Annotated in this window: 22 protein-coding genes; 17 read left to right on the forward strand and 5 right to left on the reverse strand. The window is 45.9% G+C overall.

Annotated elements, in window-relative coordinates:
• The first annotated feature begins 45 nt into the window (after positions 1-45).
• The 8 genes from BUC22_RS15225 to BUC22_RS15260 all read left to right on the forward strand — a co-directional run bounded on the left by BUC22_RS15225 (position 46) and on the right by BUC22_RS15260 (position 8,641).
• Entirely contained in the window at positions 46-1,488 is a 1,443-nt protein-coding gene (locus tag BUC22_RS15225; RefSeq protein WP_013380946.1) for an aminopeptidase, read from the forward strand.
• A gap of 186 nt (positions 1,489-1,674) precedes the next feature.
• Positions 1,675-3,015 (forward strand): electron transport complex subunit RsxC, encoded by a 1,341-nt coding sequence (gene rsxC, locus BUC22_RS15230; protein WP_013380945.1) that lies wholly within the window; start codon positions 1,675-1,677, stop codon positions 3,013-3,015.
• A gap of 12 nt (positions 3,016-3,027) precedes the next feature.
• Positions 3,028-4,008, forward strand: a complete 981-nt coding sequence (locus tag BUC22_RS15235) for an RnfABCDGE type electron transport complex subunit D (RefSeq protein ID WP_013380944.1) — start codon at positions 3,028-3,030, stop codon at positions 4,006-4,008.
• On the forward strand, positions 4,001-4,630 hold the full coding sequence (locus BUC22_RS15240) for an RnfABCDGE type electron transport complex subunit G (RefSeq protein WP_013380943.1): 630 nt from the start codon (positions 4,001-4,003) through the stop codon (positions 4,628-4,630). Before BUC22_RS15235 ends, BUC22_RS15240 begins: the two co-directional genes overlap by 8 nt.
• On the forward strand, positions 4,630-5,256 hold the full coding sequence (rsxE, locus tag BUC22_RS15245; RefSeq protein WP_013380942.1) for an electron transport complex subunit RsxE: 627 nt from the start codon (positions 4,630-4,632) through the stop codon (positions 5,254-5,256). Before BUC22_RS15240 ends, rsxE begins: the two co-directional genes overlap by 1 nt.
• On the forward strand, positions 5,253-5,828 hold the full coding sequence (gene rsxA, locus BUC22_RS15250) for an electron transport complex subunit RsxA (RefSeq protein WP_013380941.1): 576 nt from the start codon (positions 5,253-5,255) through the stop codon (positions 5,826-5,828). Before rsxE ends, rsxA begins: the two co-directional genes overlap by 4 nt.
• A gap of 13 nt (positions 5,829-5,841) precedes the next feature.
• Positions 5,842-6,885 carry an RnfABCDGE type electron transport complex subunit B gene (locus BUC22_RS15255; protein ID WP_013380940.1) on the forward strand — a complete coding sequence of 348 codons (1,044 nt, stop codon included), beginning with the start codon at positions 5,842-5,844 and terminating at the stop codon, positions 6,883-6,885.
• 157 nt (positions 6,886-7,042) lie between these two features.
• Complete coding sequence (locus BUC22_RS15260; protein WP_013380939.1) at positions 7,043-8,641, forward strand: ABC-F family ATP-binding cassette domain-containing protein; 1,599 nt, start codon at positions 7,043-7,045, stop codon at positions 8,639-8,641.
• Between the two features lie 52 nt (positions 8,642-8,693).
• On the opposite strand, the gene BUC22_RS15265 is transcribed toward BUC22_RS15260, so the two are convergent.
• Complete coding sequence (locus BUC22_RS15265) at positions 8,694-9,539, reverse strand: DUF4097 family beta strand repeat-containing protein (RefSeq protein ID WP_013380938.1); 846 nt, start codon at positions 9,537-9,539, stop codon at positions 8,694-8,696.
• The gene (locus BUC22_RS15270; protein ID WP_013380937.1) at positions 9,536-10,213 is read right to left on the reverse strand and encodes a LiaF transmembrane domain-containing protein; all 678 of its coding nucleotides are present in this window, start codon (positions 10,211-10,213) and stop codon (positions 9,536-9,538) included. Before BUC22_RS15270 ends, BUC22_RS15265 begins: the two co-directional genes overlap by 4 nt.
• Positions 10,214-10,464: 251 nt before the next feature.
• Here BUC22_RS15270 and BUC22_RS15275 point away from each other — a divergent pair, with 251 nt between their 5' ends.
• A complete protein-coding gene (locus BUC22_RS15275; RefSeq protein ID WP_013380935.1) occupies positions 10,465-11,004 on the forward strand; it encodes a hypothetical protein in 540 nt (179 codons plus the stop codon).
• 25 nt (positions 11,005-11,029) lie between these two features.
• Here BUC22_RS15275 and BUC22_RS15280 read toward each other — a convergent pair whose 3' ends face one another.
• Positions 11,030-11,818: a 4Fe-4S binding protein gene (locus BUC22_RS15280; protein ID WP_013380934.1), complete on the reverse strand. Its 789-nt coding sequence runs from the start codon at positions 11,816-11,818 to the stop codon at positions 11,030-11,032.
• Positions 11,819-11,941: 123 nt separating this feature from the next.
• Positions 11,942-12,535: an XRE family transcriptional regulator gene (locus tag BUC22_RS15285; RefSeq protein WP_013380933.1), complete on the reverse strand. Its 594-nt coding sequence runs from the start codon at positions 12,533-12,535 to the stop codon at positions 11,942-11,944.
• 295 nt (positions 12,536-12,830) lie between these two features.
• Between BUC22_RS15285 and BUC22_RS15290 the strand changes: the two genes are divergently transcribed.
• The 4 genes from BUC22_RS15290 to thiI all read left to right on the forward strand — a co-directional run bounded on the left by BUC22_RS15290 (position 12,831) and on the right by thiI (position 16,264).
• On the forward strand, positions 12,831-13,220 hold the full coding sequence (locus BUC22_RS15290; protein WP_013380931.1) for an ASCH domain-containing protein: 390 nt from the start codon (positions 12,831-12,833) through the stop codon (positions 13,218-13,220).
• 29 nt (positions 13,221-13,249) lie between these two features.
• Positions 13,250-13,792, forward strand: coding sequence for a dCTP deaminase (gene dcd / locus BUC22_RS15295; RefSeq protein ID WP_013380930.1), 543 nt, complete (start codon positions 13,250-13,252; stop codon positions 13,790-13,792).
• A 130-nt stretch (positions 13,793-13,922) separates the two neighbouring features.
• Positions 13,923-15,089, forward strand: coding sequence for a cysteine desulfurase family protein (locus BUC22_RS15300; protein ID WP_013380928.1), 1,167 nt, complete (start codon positions 13,923-13,925; stop codon positions 15,087-15,089).
• 17 nt (positions 15,090-15,106) lie between these two features.
• Positions 15,107-16,264, forward strand: coding sequence for a tRNA uracil 4-sulfurtransferase ThiI (thiI, locus tag BUC22_RS15305; protein WP_013380927.1), 1,158 nt, complete (start codon positions 15,107-15,109; stop codon positions 16,262-16,264).
• Between the two features lie 794 nt (positions 16,265-17,058).
• Here the strand turns inward: thiI and BUC22_RS15310 are convergent.
• Positions 17,059-17,520 carry a hypothetical protein gene (locus tag BUC22_RS15310; RefSeq protein ID WP_013380925.1) on the reverse strand — a complete coding sequence of 154 codons (462 nt, stop codon included), beginning with the start codon at positions 17,518-17,520 and terminating at the stop codon, positions 17,059-17,061.
• 215 nt (positions 17,521-17,735) lie between these two features.
• Between BUC22_RS15310 and BUC22_RS15315 the strand changes: the two genes are divergently transcribed.
• From BUC22_RS15315 to BUC22_RS15330, 4 genes are all read left to right on the forward strand, one after another.
• On the forward strand, positions 17,736-18,545 hold the full coding sequence (locus BUC22_RS15315) for an alpha/beta fold hydrolase (RefSeq protein ID WP_013380924.1): 810 nt from the start codon (positions 17,736-17,738) through the stop codon (positions 18,543-18,545).
• Positions 18,546-18,620: 75 nt separating this feature from the next.
• Entirely contained in the window at positions 18,621-19,760 is a 1,140-nt protein-coding gene (locus tag BUC22_RS15320) for a glycerate kinase (protein WP_041690260.1), read from the forward strand.
• Between the two features lie 5 nt (positions 19,761-19,765).
• Positions 19,766-20,929, forward strand: a complete 1,164-nt coding sequence (locus tag BUC22_RS15325; RefSeq protein WP_013380922.1) for a CdaR family transcriptional regulator — start codon at positions 19,766-19,768, stop codon at positions 20,927-20,929.
• A gap of 113 nt (positions 20,930-21,042) precedes the next feature.
• Positions 21,043-21,492: an NfeD family protein gene (locus BUC22_RS15330; RefSeq protein ID WP_013380921.1), complete on the forward strand. Its 450-nt coding sequence runs from the start codon at positions 21,043-21,045 to the stop codon at positions 21,490-21,492.
• Positions 21,493-21,495 lie beyond the last annotated feature (3 nt).

Raw genomic sequence — 21,495 nt, forward strand, 5'->3', positions numbered from 1 at the left:
AAGGTAAAATAGGGTTAGACAAAACTTGTAAAAGGAGGTTCATTTATGAGCAAAGATAAAGAAAGTAAAGCAAAAGAACTCCAGAAATCTCTGACTAAAAAGTTTGAGCTTGCATGGCATGCGCTGGAAAACGATGAAAAAACAATGGTCGATGATTTTTGTGAAAGCTATAAAGAGTATCTGACCGTTTCAAAAACTGAGCGTTTGTGCGCGGCCTATACCGTGCTTCTGGCAGAAGAAAGGGGTTTTAAACCTCTGGAGTATTATCAGGCCAAGGGCAAGGTCGTACCCGGCGACAAAATTTATGTTATTTTCAGAAAGAAAACCGTTCTACTGTTTGTTGTGGGCGAGGAGGCGCTGGAAAATGGCATGTCGATTATTGGCGCGCATATCGACGCGCCAAGGCTTGATTTAAAGCCGGCGCCTCTTTATGAAGAATCTGATATGGCTTATTTTAAAACGCACTACTATGGCGGAATTAAGAAATATCAGTGGGTAACCATGCCGTTGGCGCTTCATGGCACGGTCGTTAAAAAAGATGGCGAGATCCTCAACATTTCTTTGGGTGAAAAAGATGAAGAGCCTGTTTTCTGCATCACCGATTTGCTGCCTCATCTTTCACAGGAGCAGAATCAGAAAAAAATGGCTGAGGGGATCAAGGGCGAGGGACTCAACCTCATCATTGGCAGTATTCCGTATGAGGACAAGGATATCGGGGATGCGGTAAAGCTGAATATCCTCAGACAGCTCAATGATGCCTATGGCATTATCGAGGAAGACTTTGCCAGCGCAGAGCTGGAGGTTGTACCAGCCGGCGCCGCGAGAGATGTGGGCTTTGACCGCAGCTTTGTGGGAAGCTATGGACAAGACGACCGTGTGTGCGCCTTTACAGCGACCATGGCAATTTTAAACCAGGATGAAAAGAAACCGCCTAAGCGTACCCTGTGCACGATTCTGGCCGACAAGGAAGAGATTGGCAGCTATGGCAGTACAGGGATGCAGTCGAAATTCTTTGAAAATGAAATGGCAGAGCTTATCGATCTGACTGAGGACCATAAACCGGAGTTGACCTTAAGACGCTGCCTTAAAAACTCGGAATTTTTATCTGCAGACGTTACAGCAGCCTATGATCCGAACTTCTCCGGAACACATGATCTGTACAACGCGCCTTTTGCGGGCAAGGGGCTGGTCATCTCAAAATATGGCGGCTCCAGAGGAAAGTCTGGCTCCAACGATGCGCACGCTGAGTTTTTAGGAAAGCTGCGCGAATGCTTTAACGCGGCGGACGTCACCTGGCAGATGGGCGAGCTTGGCCGTGTCGATCTTGGCGGCGGCGGTACCATTGCCTATATGCTGGCAGAATACGGTATGGACGTGGTAGACTGCGGTCCGGCGCTTTTGAGCATGCACTCTCCTTTTGAGCTCTGTTCAAAAGCGGATGTTTATATGACCTATAAGGGTTATAAAGCATTCTTCGACCATTGCTGAGACACGTAAATCTTGAAAGTCAAAGTTTCCGCTGGTAAGTGGAAATTTTGGCTTTTATTATTTCCTTAAAACAAGAAATCTTTATTACACTACTGATAAAATTTCTTCTTGTCTTTAGTATGGTAAAGATGTTAAAATAGATTACATGTAACGTAAAGTTAAAAAAAGAAGCAAGAGGTGTGTGAATTGGAATTAAAGGAAAAACAAAAAACGTTCCGGGGCGGAATCCATCCGCCTTACAGGAAAAAGAGAACGGCATCCGTCTCGGTTAAAGTTGCAGCCGAACCTAAGGTTGTAACAATTCCAATGTCCCTTCATATCGGTGCGCCCTGTACACCGGTTGTGAAAAAGGGAGATATGGTTTACCTCGGCCAGAAAGTTGGAGAAGCAAACGGTTTTGTTTCAGCACCTGTGCACTCAAGCGTATCCGGTACGGTTATCGCGGTAGAGGAGCGGGCGCATCCCAACGGGGAGATGATCATGTCTGTGGTCATTGAGTCCGACGGTAAAAACACGGTTGACCCTTCGATCAAGCCTTATGGCAACTTCAGAAAGTATGAGCCTAAGCAGATTATCGACATTATCCGCGATGCAGGAATTGTCGGTATGGGGGGCGCTACCTTCCCAACGCATGTTAAGCTGAGCATTCCGCCCGACAAAACGGTGGACAGTGTGATTCTTAATGGCGCGGAATGTGAACCCTACCTGACCGCAGATCATCATCTGATGCTGGCCCGGCCAAAGCGTATTGTCCAGGGGTTAAGAATCGCCATGCGGGCAGTCGGGGTCGACAAGGGCTATATCGGCGTGGAAAGCAACAAGCCAAACGCCATCGAAAAGCTCAGAAAAGCCATCACTGAGAAGGATAATATCGAGGTAGTGGTTTTGGAAACAAAGTATCCGCAGGGGGCTGAAAAGCAGCTGATTAAGGCGGTTACAGACCGTGAGGTACCATCCGGCGGCTTACCGGCCGACGCGGGGGTTGTGGTGTTGAATGTGGGCACAGCCTGCCAGATTGCCATTACCTTTGAAACCGGTTTACCTCTGCACAAACGACTGCTGACCTGTACGGGAAATGCGGTGAAAAATGCCCGGACAATGGAGGTTAAGGTGGGGACACCCTATCAGGAGGTTGTTGACCAGTGTGGCGGGTTTGCCAAAAAGCCTTACAAAGTCATATCCGGCGGCCCAATGATGGGCGTGACCCTGTTCAGCACAGATGTCCCAGTGATGAAGGGAACATCAGGAATTCTGTGCCTGACAAAGGGCGCGGCGTATATCCCTGAGCCTTCTAACTGTATCCGCTGTGGAAAATGTGCGGAGGCATGCCCGATTCATTTGCAGCCCCTTTACCTGGCGGCTTACTCAGAAAAAGAACGCTGGGAAAAGTGCGAGGAATACCATGCTCTCGACTGCATCGAATGCGGCAGCTGCTCATTTATCTGTCCCGCCAAGCGGACACTGGTTTCGTCCATCCGTGTGGCCAAACGTCAGGTAACAGCATTAAAAAAGAAAGAAAAGAAATAGGAGGAGGAGCAATTGAGTAAATTAGATTTAACACTGACTGTATCCTCATCACCACATATTCGCGCAAAGCATAATACCTCTAGTATTATGCAGAGTGTTATCGTCGCGCTTTTACCGGCCCTCGCAGTTGCCGGATATGTATTTGGCATGAGAACCTTTCTGATTGTGGCGATCTGTGTCGCCAGCTGTGTTGTGACGGAAGCGGTTATCCAAAAGCTGATGAAAAAACCCATTACTGTCAGTGACTGGAGCGCTGTTGTTACAGGCCTGCTGCTGGCCTTTAACCTGCCCATCACAGCACCATGGTGGATGTGTATTGTCGGGTCTGTTTTTGCCATCGCCCTTGTTAAGCAGTGCTTTGGCGGCCTTGGACATAACTTTATGAACCCGGCTTTGGCAGCCAGGGCTTTTCTGGTTGCGTCATGGCCAACGCATATGACTGGCACAGCCTACATCCCGGCAGCCGACACCTTTACGACGGCCACACCGCTGGGAATTTTAAAAGAAGGTATGGATTTGACCGCGCTGCCGAGTAATCTGGATATGTTTCTTGGCATCAATGGCGTTTATGGCTCCATTGGGGAAATATCCGCTTTGGCGCTGCTGATCGGCGGCATCTATCTGATTGTCCGCGGTGTTATCAGCTGGCGTATTCCGGCGGTTTATCTTGCGACCGTCGCCATTTTATCCCTTGTATTCGGTCAGGATCCGATCTTCCAGCTCTGCTCTGGCGGTTTGATGCTGGGCGCCTTTTTCATGGCGACCGACTATGTCTCATCCCCGAGCACGCCGGTGGGGCAGATAATCTTTGCCTTTGGATGCGGCTTGATAACCATGATTATACGAATGTTCGGCGGCTATCCAGAGGGGGTATCTTATTCCATCCTTCTGATGAATGTGGCGGCGCCGCTCATCGAACGGTTTACCCGTCCGCGTATTTACGGCGCGCCGAAAAAGGAAAAAAAGAATAAAGAGGTGGAAGTGAATGGCTAATAAAGAAAAAATATCCATCGACTGGAAAAACGTCATCAAGCTGGCCGTTATTCTCTTTGTGATCACGGCGATCGCATCTCTTTGCCTCGCAATGACGAACTATGTCACATCCGATGTGATCGACCAGCGCAATGAGCAGGCCAACACAGAGGCAAGACAGGCTGTTTTGCCGGATGCCGATAAATTTGAAACAGTAGAAAATATCGAGGCGGTCGCGGCCGCTGCGGCGCCAAATGAAGCCAGTATTATTAAGGAAGCTTACATTGGTTATAAAGGCAGCGAGCTGGCCGGCTATACCATAAAAACAGCTCCGAGCGGCTATGGCGGAGAGGTGGAAGTACTGACCGGTATTGATGCAAAGGGCAAAATTACAGGCATCACGATTTTAAGTCAGAATGAAACTCCGGGTCTGGGTGCGAAATCTACCGAGCCGGCTTTTCAGGAGCAGTTTAAAGGGAAAGATGCTAAAAAAGAAATCGCGGTTATCAAATCCGGCGAAGCTTCCGACAGCCAGATAACTGCTATCACTGGTGCAACAATTACTTCAAAGGCCGTCACAACAGGTGTCAATGCATCTGAAAAAGTTTATGAAGCGCTTGCGAGGGAAGGAGGCGCACAATAATGGGTAGTTTTAAACATTTTACAAACGGGCTGATCAAGGAAAACCCAACCTTTCGCCTGCTGCTGGGGATGTGTCCGACTTTGGCGGTTACGACCTCGGCGATAAACGGTCTGGGTATGGGGCTTGCGACCACCGTTGTTCTGATCGGTTCAAATGTTGTTATTTCAGCTTTAAGGAAAATCATTCCAGACAAAATCCGTATCCCGGCTTTTGTCGTCATCATCGCATCCTTCGTAACCATTGTCGGCATGCTGATGAAGGCCTATGTGCCGGCTCTGGATGCCGCGCTAGGGATTTATATTCCTCTGATTGTTGTTAACTGTATTATTCTTGGACGTGCGGAAGCTTTTGCGTTTTCTAACCCTGTTTTGGCGTCCTTTGCAGATGGTGCGGGAATGGGCCTCGGCTTTACGCTCTCCCTGACCGTGCTGGGGTCAATCCGTGAGATTATCGGCGCAGGTGCAATTTTTGGCCTGAGCATTTTCGGCGCAGGCTATGAACCGGTTCTTATATTTATCCTGCCGCCGGGAGCGTTCCTGACCTTGGGTGTTGGCATCGCCGCCATCAATAAGATTACAGAAAAACTAGAAGCGAAAAAATCAAATAAGGAGGATAGCCTGTCATGACCAATATACTCCTGATTTTAGTCAGCGGCATTTTTGTCCAGAACTTTATTTTGTCAAAATTCCTCGGTATTTGCCCTTTCCTCGGCGTTTCCAAACAAATCGAAACAGCAGTGGGGATGGGGATTGCCGTTACCTTTGTAATGGCCATGGCTTCGGCGATCACCTATGTGGTACAGTATGCTATTCTGGATCCGTTGGGTCTTGGATACCTACAGACCATTGCCTTTATTCTGGTTATTGCGGCCCTGGTGCAGCTGGTTGAAATGATTATCCAAAAGACCAGCCCGTCTCTTTATCAGGCGTTGGGGGTATACCTTCCTCTGATCACAACCAACTGTGCGGTGCTGGGGGTTGCGTTGTTAAATATCCAGTATGGCTACAATTTTATCGAAACAGTTTTCAATGGAATTGCCGGAGCCCTTGGTTTTACGCTGGCGATCGTGCTGTTTGCCGGTATCCGTGAGCGTCTGGAGCTGTCTGATATTCCAAAACCCTTTGAGGGATTCCCGATTGCGCTTGTTACAGCGGGCCTGATGGCCATAGCATTCCTGGGATTCTCCGGAATGCTGTAAGGAGGTGCCGGAAATGATAATGGAATTACTGATTCCCGTTGGTATCTTAGGTGCCATGGGATTGATTTTTGGAGCGGGTCTCGCCATCGCCTCAAAGGTTTTTGAGGTTAAAACCGACGAACGGGTCCCATTGGTAAGAGATGCCCTTCCGGGGGCAAACTGCGGCGGCTGCGGGTTTCCAGGCTGTGATGCTCTTGCGGCGGCCATCGTAAACGGCGAGGCGGCGGTTAATGCCTGTCCGGTAGGCGGCGCAGCCACAGCCATGGCCATCGGCGAAATTATGGGAGAAAGCGTTGGCAGCAGCGAGCCGATGGTGGCCTGTATTCACTGCAACGGAGACTGTACCCATTCGCCCAACCGTGCAGATTATTATGGCATTCAGGACTGCCGTCAGGCGATGATCGCGAGCGGCGGTGTGAAGACGTGCCGGCATGGATGCATGGGGCTCGGTACCTGTGTCAGCGCCTGTATGTTTGGTGCGTTATCCATTGGTGATAACGGACTGCCGGAGGTAGATGTTGATAAATGTACGGCCTGTGGTAAATGCCGGGATGCTTGTCCAAAGGGAATTATCGATTTGATTCCGGGAGACCAGCTGGTACATGTGGACTGCCGCAATACCGACAAAGGCAAGCTGGTACGGGCGGTCTGCGATATTGGATGTATTGCCTGTAAAGCCTGTGTGAAGGTTTGCCCGGCGGAAGCCATTACGGTTGAAAATAATCTGGCCTCCATCAATTATGACAAGTGTACCCAGTGCCAGGCTTGTTTTGAAAAATGCCCGACAGGCGCCATCACACTGGAACAGCGCATTGTCATTGGCGATGAAACTACTGTCATTGAGCTGGAACCGGAAAAAGATCTGAATGAGGAAATGGAAGCGATCATGCAGGTTGATGCTGAGCCAGAAGAAGAATTTGTGGAGGTCAGCGAAGAAATCGAGGTTCTGGAAACAACGGAAAGTGTGGAGCAATCTGAAAAAACAGCTGATCCCGCGGAAGAACAGACAGAAGATGAAAAAGATAAGGTCGAGTTTAAAATCAGCGATCTGAAATAGAATCGAGGAGTGCCGTAAAAATTCCGGCGCTCCTTTTTTGAATTGACGATAATTTCCAGCAGAAAGAACTGGAAAAAGCATTGGGTTTAGGCTATAATAGAAACTCATGGGCCAAAGCGCCACATTTTTCAAACCAGAGGAGTATAGAGATCACAGAATGATTACAGTATCTGATTTAAGTTTAAATTTTGATGGAAGCAATTTGTTTTCAAATGTTAATATAAAATTCACACCGGGAAACTGTTACGGAATTATTGGTGCCAACGGAGCGGGGAAATCCACCTTTTTAAGAATTTTGTCCGGCGATCTTGAGCCATCCAGCGGCGATGTCATTATGCCTAAAGAGCTGCGTATGTCCGTATTAAAGCAGGATCATTACGCTTTTGATGATTTTTCGGTGTTAGATACCATTATTATGGGAAATCAGCATCTTTATGGCATCATGAAGGAAAAGGACGCCATTTACGCAAAAGAGGACTTCTCCGACGAAGATGGAATCCGGGCTGGAGAGCTGGAGGGAGAATTTGCGGATCTGGGTGGCTGGGAAGCCGAATCAGACGCTTCTCGTCTGGTACAAGGGCTTGGGATGGACGCATCCATCATTGACGCGCAGATGGGCGGTCTGACTGGGAATGAAAAGGTCAAGGTTCTTTTGGCCCAGGCCCTTTTTGGCAAGCCGGATATTATCCTGCTTGACGAACCCACCAATAACCTGGACATCCAGGCAGTGGTCTGGCTGGAAGAGTTTTTGATGGATTATCCCGGAACCGTCATTGTGGTGTCTCATGACCGTTATTTCCTGAATAACGTATGTACCCACATTGTGGATATTGATTTTGGGAAAATTAAACTGTATGTCGGGAACTATGATTTCTGGTATGAATCCAGCCAGCTTGTTCAGAGAATGCTGAAGGATCAGAACAAGAAAAAAGAGGATAAAATCAAAGAACTGCAAAACTTTATAGCTCGGTTCTCGGCGAATAAGTCAAAATCCAAGCAGGCAACCTCCAGAAGAAAGCTGCTTGATAAACTGGCCGTTGAAGAAATGCCGGCTTCGTCCAGAAAATATCCCTATGTCGGCTTTAATATGGACCGTGAACCTGGAAAAGAAATTTTAGAGGTAGAAAACCTTTCTAAAACAATTGATGGCGTGAAGGTTTTAAACAATGTGAGCTTCAGAATTAACAAAGAGGATAAGGTTGGTTTTGTCGCTGAAAATGAGATTGCCATGACGACCCTGTTTAAAATCCTGATGGGGGAAATGGAACCAGACGAGGGCAGCTTTAAGTGGGGGCAAACAGTTTCGACCTCCTATTTTCCACAGGATAATACCTCGTATTTTGATGGCTGCACCCTTAATATAGCAGAGTGGCTGAAGCAGTTCACCACTGAGGAAACAGAGACTTATCTGAGAAGCTTTTTAGGGCGTATGCTTTTTTCAGGGGATGATATCTATAAAGAGGTGCGCGTGCTCTCCGGTGGGGAAAAGGTACGCTGTATGCTGTCCAGAATGATGATGTTTGGTTCTAACGTATTGGTCGTAGACCAGCCGACCAACCATCTGGACCTCGAGTCCATTACAGCCGTCAACAACGGATTGATGGATTTTAAAGGGGTTATTCTTTTTGCCAGCCATGACCACCAGTTTATGCAGACACTGGCTAATCGGATCATAGAACTGACAGATGACGGTATTATTGACCGATTATCAAGCTATGATGAATTCCTGGAATATAAAAAACAGATGAACGCCTAATTAAATAAGAAAAGACACGGATCACCGAGCAGGTTTTCGTGTCTTTTTTATTTTATTCAAAGGTTATCCGCAATGAGCCGACACCGCCGCTTATATCCAAACTGTTGGGAGCGCCACTATTTCTGAAACGGTCCTCCGTATAGCGTGAGCCGTCTACTGTAAGCTCGCCAATTCCAGGCTCGCCTTTTATGTCAAAGTCAGAGGCTTTGCCATTGATGGCCAGGGTTGTCTCGCCGACGCCGCCTTCAATTTTGTTTTTTCCTGTGAGGGAACCCTCAAAGGATACCTTGCCGACGCCGCATTCCATATCCATGTCATTGATCTTCATGTCTGAGAGAACAACTTCCCCTGCACCATTATTAAATTTGGCATTATCAGCGGTGATGCTTTTCATCTCAACGCGTCCAACGCCCATATCCACCTTCAGGCGTCCGGTTTTAAGGGTATCGACACGGGTGTCTGACGCACCAAAATCCAAATCTACCTCTTTAAAAGCAGTACCCTCAGGGATGGTCACGGTGAGATGCGGCTTCTGAGAATCCGACAGGGTGTTTAAAAAGTTTATCGGGTCTTTAATGCTGTCTTTAATTTTCAGCGTGTCATTTTTTTGCTCGACGGTAAAATTATTCGGAAGATTATAACCTTCGATCCTAAAAACATCCCCCTTTTGAATTTCTAAATATCCGGCGGAATAATCGAGGTCAAGGGATGTGACGCCATTAAATTCCTGAGAAAACTCTTTGTTCGTTACGGAACTGCTGGCGGCATTTTTACCAAAATGCCCAAAAGCGCCGAAGATACCCAGAGTGGTTTTAACAATGACAGATATGATAAAGATTGCCAGGATCAGCCCAAGGGCGAGAGCAACGTATTTTACGACTTTATTGGTACTTCTCATAAAATATCAACTCCTCCAAAAATACAGACGCTATTAAGATAGACGGTGGGCGGGTTTATATCAGTGGGGCGGGGAGTTTTATCAGAAACGCCTCCAAAGATCGGGGTACTGGAGACATCTACCCGGACATTAGGCGGCACATTGATATCAATACCGCCGAAGATGCTGGTGGTGGTGATGGTGATGTCCTCTGTGATGAGGGCGTCCCTCAAGTCAAGCTCAATGCCGCCAAATACAGCGGTCAGTGTTGCCCCTCTAAAAGACTCTCCCGGAAAACGCAGCTCCTGAGAGCCGAAGATAGCGGTATAATCCTGCGTTTCTCCCTGGGTGAGAAGCTTAACCTCACGGGCACGGCGGCTGCCTTTACCCCGGAAGATAATGCTGACGCCAATAACCACCAGAATCAAAGGAAAAATGAGCTCGCCAATTAAATGTCCGCTGATAAAATCCTGTTCGCCGAGCAGTAATAAAACGCCGATGGCAAGTACAATGCAATTGCCTGTTCTAAAGCCGTTTTGAACAATGCTGATAATGCTGGGAACAATAATGACTAAAGTCCACCAGCCGTTAAAAAATAATGAAAAATGCCAGTATCCCATGACCTGTCCGCCAAAGCCGACGCCAAGGGCTATAAAGAAAATCCCCCAAAGGGCATTGCCGAGTGAATGTCTCATTTTTATTCTCCTTGCTTTGTAGTGATTTCATTATAACGGATTCTAAAAGCTTTTAACAGCAAAATATAAAAGTGGTGACAGATGTAATATGGATATGATAAAAATCATGATGGAGAGCTTAATAAAAACAGAGGTCTGGTTTGAAGTCCTAATTTATAAAGAAAAAGAGAAACTTTGCTTGATGATTTAAAGGTTTTGGGTATATTATAATAGATAGTTAAGACCATATGATTTAATAAGGAGATGAGACCATGGCATTACAGGAAGTTAAAAAGTTTATTACTTACATTAAAGACAATCGCGAGGCTCTGGAAAAATATAATGAAAAGCTTCTGGAAACAGGCAGTTACATGTTTATGGACCCGGCATTGATGACCGAGAGTTATACACCGTTGACAACCATTCCGGATAATCCGGAGGATGATATTTTGGAAGAAATCATTCATATTGATGACAAACAGCAGGAGGAGGCCGAAAAAGAGGCGAATCCAGCGCCTAAAAAGGAAGGTCTTGGTGAAAAGATAGCGAGCAAATGGGACGAGTTTGTTGAAGGTGTCGTATTTGACGGCAAATCAAAAGAAGAACGTCTGGAAGAAAGACGCCATCGTCTTTTTGGGAAGCTCGCGGAGATTGCGAGGGATGAAGATTTCAACGTTACCCAGGATGATCTGGAATATTATATCGGACAGAGTGTCGAGAAACTGATCGAAGAAAACCCAGATAATGATGCCGTGCAGATCTTAGAGAAGCTTTTAGACAGCTTTGCAGAAAAAGGCAACAAAGAAAATTAATAAAAAACCGGCTTAAGCCGGTTTTTTAGTCCTCAGTGATATAGAAGATTTCGGGTTTTTTGTAAATCCCTGCGAAATTGCCTTCAAGGAATTGGACAGTCGCCAAAAATGGCGGCGCTGTAAACTTCCGGGCTTCGACCGGGCAGATTCTTACGCAAGCGCAGCAGCGGATGCAGAGATCCGGGTCGGTTTCAGTCGGGTCATCTGGATTAATGGCGGCGACCGGACAGACAGAGACACACTCACCGCATTGGGTACAGTCCTCTGAAACTTCCGGCGCCAGAGGGGTGTAGTTCATACCGTCTTTATATGGGTAGTTCCCCTTTACGATAAGTGTTCCCTTATAATCGTTTTTTCGCAGGTAATTTCCGCGGATGGTACGGCCAAAATCCCCCATGATTTTAAGGTCGTTTTCATCCGGGCGCCCGCCGGCCAGCTTGTCGCTGTAGGAATGAACTGCCAGAAAAGCGGCGGCAGCTACTGGGATAAAGCCATTTTCGATGGCAAGGTTCTTCAGTTCCAGTAAAGCGTCGTCATACTCGCGGTTTCCATAAGTCACAACCAGGACAACGGGTGTGTCGTCCCCTTCAATGCCTTCAAAAATATTTTCCGGCTTTTGCGGGATACGTCCAGCGTAGACAGGACATCCAAGAATCACAAAGCTGTCTTTTGTGAAGTGAAGCTTCTCTCTGCGGCCCTGCGGATAGGTTCTGTCATGCTCGATTACCTGGGTTTGGGCTCCGGCGGCGATGGTCTGGAGCGTTTTACGGGTATTTCCTGTGGGACTGAAATAAACGAGATCAATATCTTTCATAAATACCTCCCTGATTTTAGGTTTTATTATTAAGCATACGCCTTAAAACGCCTCCTGTCAAGAAAGGGGCGGGCATTAAAAAATCCTTCTGGTTTGATCAAACCAGAAGGATTTACAGCTAAATTAAAGACTGCGTCTTACCTGACGGACAACGCCGAGAATACGGGCTTTTTCTTTGCTGGTATTTGCATAAAAATCGCCGCGTTTAGAAGGTACTAAAGGCTGTACCAGAACGCCGTTCGGCTGCATGAAAACATATTTGATTTCTGCATCATAACCGCTTACCTGTACCAGCGCAATTTCGCCATCTTCGCAGTTATCACGGACTTCGATGATCAGAACGTCATCTTTTAAGAAAACCGGCGCCATTTCATCATCAGAAACTTTGAAACCAACATAAGTTTTGCCGTTTTCCAGCATTTTAACGCCCAATTCTTCATAACCAGCGCGTTCTTCAATATTTGCCCATTCTACACCTGCAGGTACACGGGTGTAAACAACGATTTCATTATCCTTTTTCAGACGACTTGAGTCTACGCCAAGCAGGTAATCCGTTGTGACAGAATAAATATCTGCCAACTGTTTAATCGTGTTAATATCCGGATAATTTTTATCCGTTTCCCACTGGCTGACAGCAGTCTGTGAAACACCCAATCTTTCGGCAAGATTTGCCTGGGACAAGTTGCGTTCTTTTCTGAGTTGTCTGTACTTGTTCATTCTTCCAATCTCTCTCTCTTAACATTTTTTTATTGCTTTGATTAGTGCTCCAGTTAATCAAAGATAATATTATCTTATAAGTAAATGAAAGAAAAGTAAATAATAAATTCAAAACATTTTAAATTCAATTAAAAATGTTTAGTATAAAAACGTTAAATTGTATTTATTTTTTAATTATATGAAAACAGTTCCACAATTCTTAATGGTTATAAAGAAGTGGTTGACCTGTTCAGTTGAAAAAATGCGGAGAATGGTTCATAATAAGAAATAGTTTATAGAAAAAGAGGGAAAAACATTGAAGGCAATCAGTATACATCAACCCTGGGCAAACTATGTTGTTTTGGGGATAAAGCAGTATGAAACCCGTTCCTGGCCTACCAAAATACGCGGCAGGGTTGCGATCCATGCGGCTAAAATTAAAAATTCAGAATATGAGGAAGGAATGGCGTTAGGTGCAATTATTGGAACTGTTGAAATAACCGATTGCTGCCCGGTGGAGATTTTGAGAAATTCTCTCTCAAAAGATGAAATAAAGCGGGGCGATTTTTCTGATGGGCGCTATGCATGGAAGCTGAAACATCCCGTTTGCTTTGAAAAGCCAATTTTACTGCGAGGGTATCAAGGCTTTTGGAATTTAGACGATAATTTAGTGAAACAGATTGAAAAGCAGAGCGGGGCATGTTAAAATAATCAAAAATACGTTAGGTGGTACCAATGATTTTATCAGATAAAAGCATTTATAAATATTTAGACAGCGGTGAGCTGATTATTGATCCTCTGGAGAAGGGACAGGTGCAGCCAGCCTCGGTAGATATTCGTCTTGGCCGCAACTTTTTGAAACTGGATGAAAATAAGTTTGAGGCAATGTCCATGACGGACGAGATCCAGTATGTCCAGTTTGAGAGTGACTCCATTATTATCCCTTCGAATTCCTTTCTGCTGGCCACGACCATGGAGTACATCAAGCTCCCCTGTGATTTGACGGCTTTTGTGGAGGGAAGAAGCTCTATCGGCCGCATGGGCCTGTTTATCCAGAACGCAGGGTGGGTTGACCCTGGCTTTGAAGGTGAAATCACCCTGGAGCTTTACAATGCCAATCGTCTTCCCATTAAGCTTACGGCAGGACGCCGTATCTGCCAGCTGGTATTTGCCCAGATGGATGAGGAAGCGCTTAATCCTTATGCCGGAAAGTACCAGGGCCAGCGCAATGCCGTGGGCAGCCGTATTTTTTTAGATAAAGAGCTGAAGGCACAGTAATAACGCAAAAATTGTTATGGAAATTTAAATCGGACAATTCGTCCGGTTTTTTTATGGTATTTCTTGAGCGGCGGCTGCCGGTAGGGTATAATAGAGAGCAGACTTGGGAAATTGAAATTGAGATCAGGTGATGAGAGTGAACGAAATATATTTGGACAATTCCGCAACCACGCGTCCCCATCCGGAAGTTGCGAAAGAAATGATGCGCTACCTTACAGAGGAGTATGGAAATCCATCCTCTTTATATGACCGGGGAATTGTGGTCGAAAGAGCGATTAAGGATGTGCGTGGCCGCATTGCCTGCGCCATCCACTGTAAGCCAGAGGAGATTTATTTTACGTCTGGGGGAACAGAGGGCAATAATACGATCATTAAAGGTATCGTTGAGAACCAGCGTGTTGAGAACATAAGGATTATAGCAACTCAAATTGAGCACCCTTCTGTTCTGGAAGTCTTTAAATTCTATGAGGACCACGGCATGGATGTGGTATATCTGAGTGTGAATCATGATGGCTTTATCGATATGAACGAGCTGGAAAAAAGTATTAATGACCACACTGTGCTTGTCAGTATTATGGGGGTTAACAATGAAACCGGGACAGCGCAGGATCTGGCGGCCATTGGGGAACTTATTAAAAAATGCAATCCGAGCTGTCTTTTCCATACCGATTATGTCCAGGGTTTTATGAAACTGCCTGTCGATGTAAAAGCCTGTAAGATTGACGCATTGACCCTATGCGGGCACAAAATATGCGGGCCTAAGGGAATTGGGGCGATCTATATCAGAAAAGGCGTAAGGATCAAACCGCTGATTATCGGAGGCGGCCAGGAGAATAACCTCCGCTCCGGTACAGAGAATGTTCCAGGAATCATGGGGCTTGGCAAGGCAGTTGAAGTACAGCAGGCTTGCGGTTCCGGCCAGCTGGAGAAAATGCGTGCTATACGGAGTGAGATGATAAACTGCCTCAAGAAAAATATTGAGGACATGCGGGTGAATGGGCCTGAAAATGGCTGCCCTTATGTTTTGAGTCTGTCCTTTAAAGGCGTCAGGGGCGAAGTGCTGCTCCACAGCCTGGAGGCACAGCATATTTATGTTTCGACCGGCTCGGCCTGTTCGTCACATAAAAAGGAAAAGCAGTATGTTTTAAAGGCCATTGGCCTTCCCGAGGAATACAAGGAAGGAACCATCCGTGTCAGCTTTTCCATGATGACGACCGAAGAGGAAGTGCTGGAGGCCGCAGAGGCCATCGAAAAGGCAGTGCGCCAGCTGCGTAAGCTTCTGCGCCGAAAAAGATAAAAGAGAGGAATGAATTGATGAAACATGTCATCTTAGTAAGATACGGTGAGATCAGCCTGAAGGGCCTGAACCGAAATTACTTTATAGATTTATTGGTAAAAAATATCCGCAATACTCTGAAGCGGTTTGAGAGTGTAAAAGTTCAGAAAATACAGGGGCGCATTATTGTGGATCTTTCCGAGGAAGATCTGGAAGGTGCACTGGAAGCCGTGACAAAGGTCTTTGGGATTGTATCGGTCAGTCCGGCCATTGTGGTGGAAAGCGATATTGATGTCATCGAGAAGGCCACGCTGGAGCAGGCCAAAGCGACGGATTTTAAAACCTTCCGTATTACCGCCAAGCGTGGGGATAAGCGTTTCCCCATTCAGTCACCGGAGCTGGGGCGGCGCCTGGGTGCAGTCGTGCTCCGCAATATTCCGGACATTAAGGTCGATATGCACACTCCAGACATGAACTTATGGGTTGAGGTCCGGGAAGAGACCTATATTTATCATAAATTTATTCAATGCAATGGCGGCCTCCCTGTAGGTTGCAGCGGCAAGACGGCTTTGCTGCTCTCCGGCGGAATTGACAGCCCTGTTGCGGGCTATATGATGGCGAAAAGGGGCGTGGAGCTGATCGGAGTTTATTTCCACAGCTTTCCTTTCACCAGTGACCGCGCCAAGGATAAAGTCATTGATCTGGCAAAGATTGTGTCGGGTTACTGTGGTAAGGTCACTTTGTATGTTGTTCCTTTTACAGAGATCCAGACAAAAATTGTTGAGGTGTGCCCAGAACGTCAGACAACCATTATTATCCGCCGGTACATGATGCGGATCGCCCAGGAGATTGCCAGACGTAACGGGGCCATGTCTCTGACCACAGGAGAAAGCCTCGGGCAGGTAGCCAGCCAGACGCAGGAAGGTCTGGGAGCTACCAACGCAGTTGTAGACCTTCCAGTATTCAGGCCTCTGATTGGAATGGATAAGCAGGAAATTGTGGCTATTGCGGAAAGAATCGGCACCTTTGAAACCTCTATTTTACCCTATGAGGACTGCTGTACGATTTTTGTTCCCAAGCATCCAGAAACGAAACCCAAGCTGGAAGCCGTTGTTAAATCAGAAAGGCCAATGGAAGAAATTGCAGGTCCTATGATTGAAAAAGCAATTGAGGATGCGGAAATTATAAGAGTTTAATAAAAACATTTAAAAGGCAGGAAAGCCAAATCGGTTTTCCCGCCTTTTTTAGAGTGGGAAAGGTGCTTATAACGTGATTTTATCAATCAAAAGATAGAGTTTACTCTATTGTTTTCGTTTAAAAAAATAGAATTTTCTTCATAAAAGAAAGAAGCTTAAGAAAATCTTAAATATAAAAAAGAACGATTCTCATATAATTGTATACAAAAAACGGAAAAAGCTTGATGTTGAAACATTGAGAACCAGCCGTTGTAAACGAAACAATTGATTTTCAACAAAATGTAATTTACATTTTGTTGAAAATCAATGTAAAATTAAACATAGAAAAGCTTGACCTAGAGTATGCTCTAGGATTTAAAATATAATCAAGTTAAGGGAACAGCCCAAGACAGGAAAGAAGGAATAAAAATGTATTACTATAATCCGTTAAAAGAATTAAGAGAAAAAGCATTAAAAAGTGTTAAGTAATTAAAACTGGGTAAATGTATTTAAAGATCAGAAAATGATAATTTTCCCCTAAGATTATCATCTGAAATATAACTAAGCTTGAAAGAGGTGAAAAGAAATGATGTACTATAACCCATTAAAAGAAATGATGGAAAAGGCTTTAAAAGCTTCTAAATAATCTTACAATCTCCCTCCAATATTTGATAAATAAAGATATAGAACGAATTACATATTAAACTAAATAATCCTCCCCTTAGATTATAAATTAGTTTGATCTCCTCAAACCCCCTTATTAAATAATCTTTCAAAAAAAGCAGGAAACTTTCCCCTAAAGTTTCCTGCTTTTTTTACGGGCGGTCTCCGGTATAGGGCATTAGAAACCAGTAGGTTTCAAGGATATCATGACTGCTGATCAACCCGAGCTCCCTGAGAATGACATTGAGGGTCTCAAGAGAAGGCGTCAGCTCTGTTTCATTGCTGACAGCATAATCATAGCCGTCCTCATTTAAAAGCTTTTTAACCATCTCATAATCTCCGGTTTCTGGTTTAATATCGTCTTCGTCAAGGTGTTTTTTAAAAATCCCTGTAAAGTAAACGGAATCACCATATTGGATAATCGTCTCGTCTGTCGCTAGACCACTGGCCTGCAGCAGTCTGAGGAAAGAGTCTTCCTCTGGTGGAAATGAAGTTTTGTTTTCCTTTAAAAAAATATCACGAACCTTTGGATACTGCGCCTCTATTTCAGAAATTTTTATCCGGTTCAGGTCCTCTGAGCTGATAAAGTAACCGGTGCCATTGTATACGCCCATTGTCTATACCTCCAGGTTATAACAAATATATTATTGTAGTATTATAACACAGAAGAACGGAACAGAAGAACTATTTTTTGATGTCTAAAAAGAGCGTGATTGTATTATTGTACAATGGAAGAAAGGTTTTTCTGTGCTTGAACCCTCTTGTATTGCGCATGAAAAAGGTTTACAATAACAATAACTAATATGGAAAGTTAACAGGAGGTATGCAAATGGCAACATTTAAAACAAATGATAATGTTGAGCTTTATTATGAGGTTAAGGGTGAAGGAAAACCGGTTCTGATGATTCCGGGCTGGACCTGTACCACGCAATTCTTTAAAAAGAACAGCGATGTGCTGGCAGAAAAATGTCAGGTGATTCTTCTCGACTATAGAGGACACGGAGAATCTGAAAAAGTCATGCATAGCCACCGTATTTCACGCTATGCAATGGACGTAAAAAATCTTCTGGATCATCTGGACGTTGAGGACGTAACGGTTTTGGGATGGTCCATGGGGGCGGCTATCCTGTGGAGCTATATTGAGCTCTTTGGAAAACATCGTATCAGCAAGCTGGTATGTGTCGACCAGGCGCCGCTTCAGTATACCGGTCCGGACTGGGTTTGGGGACAGAACGGCTGCTATGATGTGGAAATGTTTATTCGTACCTGTTATGATATCAAATATGCCCCGAGAGAAAGCGCGGAGGGGCTGGCAACCGCCTGCCTGCACCATACGCCGTCAGACGAAGAGGTAAAGTTTATTGCGGATGAAATCTCAAAATGTCCGCCATATGTAAGAATCGAAGTGATGCGTGACCATACCAATCTGGACTGGCGCGACTTCCTTCCTTTTATCGATATGCCTACGCTGGTGTGCGTGGCGCGTCACAGCAATGTTTTTGACTGGCAGGGAAGCGCCTATGTCGGCGAAGTGATTCCAAATGCGAAGACCGTATTTTTTGAAGAGTCCGGCCATATGCTTTTCTGGGAAGAACCGGATAAATTTAATCAGACTTTGCTGGAATTTGTGGAAGCATAAAAATTTTGATAAAATAACATGGAAGAAAATTTCCATGTTATTTTTCTTTTAAAGAAAAATTCTCAGGAGGATAAAATGAAAATTGTCATAGCGCCAGATTCATTTAAAGGATCACTGTCCGCCGAAGCGTTTTGCAGCGTGGTGGGCAGGGAAGCCGCAGAAATTTTTAAATCAGTGGAGATTGTAAAACTTCCGGTATCCGACGGTGGAGAAGGAATGGTTGACAGTCTGCTGGCTGTAACGGGAGGTGAAAAAATCACCGCAGAGGTAAAGGGGCCTTTATTCGAGAAAACAGAAGCCCAATATGGTATATTAGAAGGCGGCACCGCAGTGATTGAGATGGCTGCGGCATCAGGTCTTCCCTTGGTTCCAGAGGGAAAAAGAAATCCGCTGGAAACGACAACCTATGGGACTGGCGAATTGATGCGGGATGCACTGAAAAGAGGGTGCAGGGAAATTATTCTGGGGATTGGCGGCAGTGCTACAACCGACGGGGGCATCGGCGCAGCCGCGGCCCTGGGAGCACGGTTTCTGGATAAAGAGGGGTATGCTGTGCCCTTATCCGGAAAAGGTCTGGAGAAAATAGCCACCATTGATTTTTCAGCGGTCGACAGGCACTGGCAGGAAACAAAGATAACCATTGCCTGCGATGTGGTTAATCCCCTATGCGGGCCGTTGGGCTCTGCTGCAATCTATGGTCCTCAAAAAGGTGCGGATGCTGAAATGATCCGCCTGTTAGACATGGGGCTAAACCATTTTGAAGGGCTTATAGCCAGACAGAAGGGACAGGAATACCGTGAATTGCCCGGGATTGGCGCGGCTGGAGGATTGGCCCTGCCCTTTGTGGCGTTTATGGGGGCAGAACTGAGACCAGGGCTTGAAATTGTGCTGGATGTCCTGAAATTTGACCGCCATCTGCAGGGGGCAGATTTTGTTGTAACCGGGGAAGGGAGAACGGATGAGCAGAGTGCAATGGGAAAGGTGTTGTGCGGCGTCTCTGGACGTGCCGCGGCTCAGGGAATACCGGTTGTGGCCCTGTCCGGAGCATTGGAGAAGGGTTACGAACCGTTGTACGGAAAAGGACTGACCGCTGCTTTCTCGACCTGGAAGAGCGGCGAAGGGCTTGAATGGCAAATGGACCATGCAGAGGAGAATTTGTCAAACGCAGCCCGAAATCTGTTCAGGCTGGTTGAGGCGTTCAGTCAAAGGGGATAAAAGCAATGCTGGATTCAAAAACAGCTCAGAAGATTGCAGATGAGGTAATGAACAGCCTGGGCTATAACATCAATGTCATGAACAAAAACGCCATTATTATTGGCAGCGGGATCGTTGAGCGTATTGGTACCTTCCACGAAACAGCCATGCAGACAATCCGTGACTGCGCCATTTATGAGGTGACCGAGGAGGATGCCGCCAAGCTGCAGGGAGTAAAGGCGGGGATTAATATGCCCATTGTCAGCAAAGACGGCAAAGTGCTGGGCGCTGTGGGAATTACGGGAAAGCCTGATGAAGTCCGCAACATTGGAAAGCTGGTAAAAATGACGGCAGAGCTGATCATCGAACAGGAAGAATCCATGAACCAGTTTTACCGTCATCGAAACGATAAGGAGCTTTTTGTGACAATGCTGCTCAGCGACAGTCCGGGTATGTCGTCTGAGGAGATGAAGCGCTGGGGGCATCGGATGGGCTATGATATGGAGCTGCCAAGGGCAGCCTGTATTATTTCCATCAAAGGCAGGCCAAACACAGGCGGTTATGAAAGGCTTCTGGACCGCATTAAGCGTTCAAAAAGCCACTCGAAGCAGGATCTTTCTGTGGTAATGTCCGCCGGATATATTTTGGTTTTTAAAAAGCTGGATCAAACTGAGCCCTGGCGGATAGAACAGACACTGAGGGATTATCAGGAGCATGTTTTAGAGCATCTGGATAAGGATGACCAGCAGGCCATTCGGTTTTTTGTCGGAGACTACCACGCAGGGATCAACGGGTATCGGAAATCCTATGAGGATGCAGCGGCAATGTACCACAGTATTTCACTGCCGCAGGATACAGCATTGTTTTTCAGCCACCGGCGCTTAACGGAGGGCTTTTATAATCAAATGGAGACTGAGGCCCGGGAAAGGGTTTTAGACCCTTATATCAGATTGCTGGAAGATTCTTTTGGAAAGGGAGTAATGGACGCGGTATTGACCATGAAACATCTTCTGGAAAACGGCTTTCGGTATGAGCAGACAGCCAATGAAATGTTTTTGCACAAAAATACGGTTATTTTCAGAAAAAAGAAGGTAGACCAGTGCCTGGAGATAGACCCGAAAGGAAATATGAATGATTTGCTGCTAATGTGGCTGATTATCTGCCGGTATCTGGACCAGATAAAAGAATAAACAACAAAAATCCTCCTAAAATATAAAGAAAATGTAAAGCTTTTAAAAGAAGCTGTTAATTCAGCTTAAATTAGGTTATAATGGTTTCAACATAAGGGAAAGGAGGCGTTAATATGGAGGGTATCAGCATGGTCACAGTGTGGATCGTACTGCTCGCGGTTTTTTTGATAGCAGAGATTTTAACAGTGGGCGCTCTGGTTTCCATTTGGTTTTGCTTTGGCTCGGGCGCGGCATTGATCTGCGCGCTGGCTGGCGGCGGAGTTGGCCTGCAGACAGGTCTCTTTATCGGTGTCTCCCTTATTCTGCTTTTGTTGACCCGGCCTTTTATCAAACGATTTATCAGGCCAAAGGAATCAAAAACCAATGCGGACCGGATCGTTGGTTTCAGAGCCATTGTTCTGGAGGAGATTGATAATCTGCATGGCACCGGAAGCATTGAGGTAGATGGCAAGATATGGACTGCCCGCAGCGTAATGGATAACGATATTCTGCCGGCCGGTTCCGAAGTACTGGTAGAGCGGATTGAGGGCGTTAAAGCCATGGTTCGTAAATATAAACTTTAAAGG

The sequence above is a fragment of the Eubacterium callanderi genome, from assembly GCF_900142645.1.
Classification (GTDB): domain Bacteria; phylum Bacillota; class Clostridia; order Eubacteriales; family Eubacteriaceae; genus Eubacterium; species Eubacterium callanderi.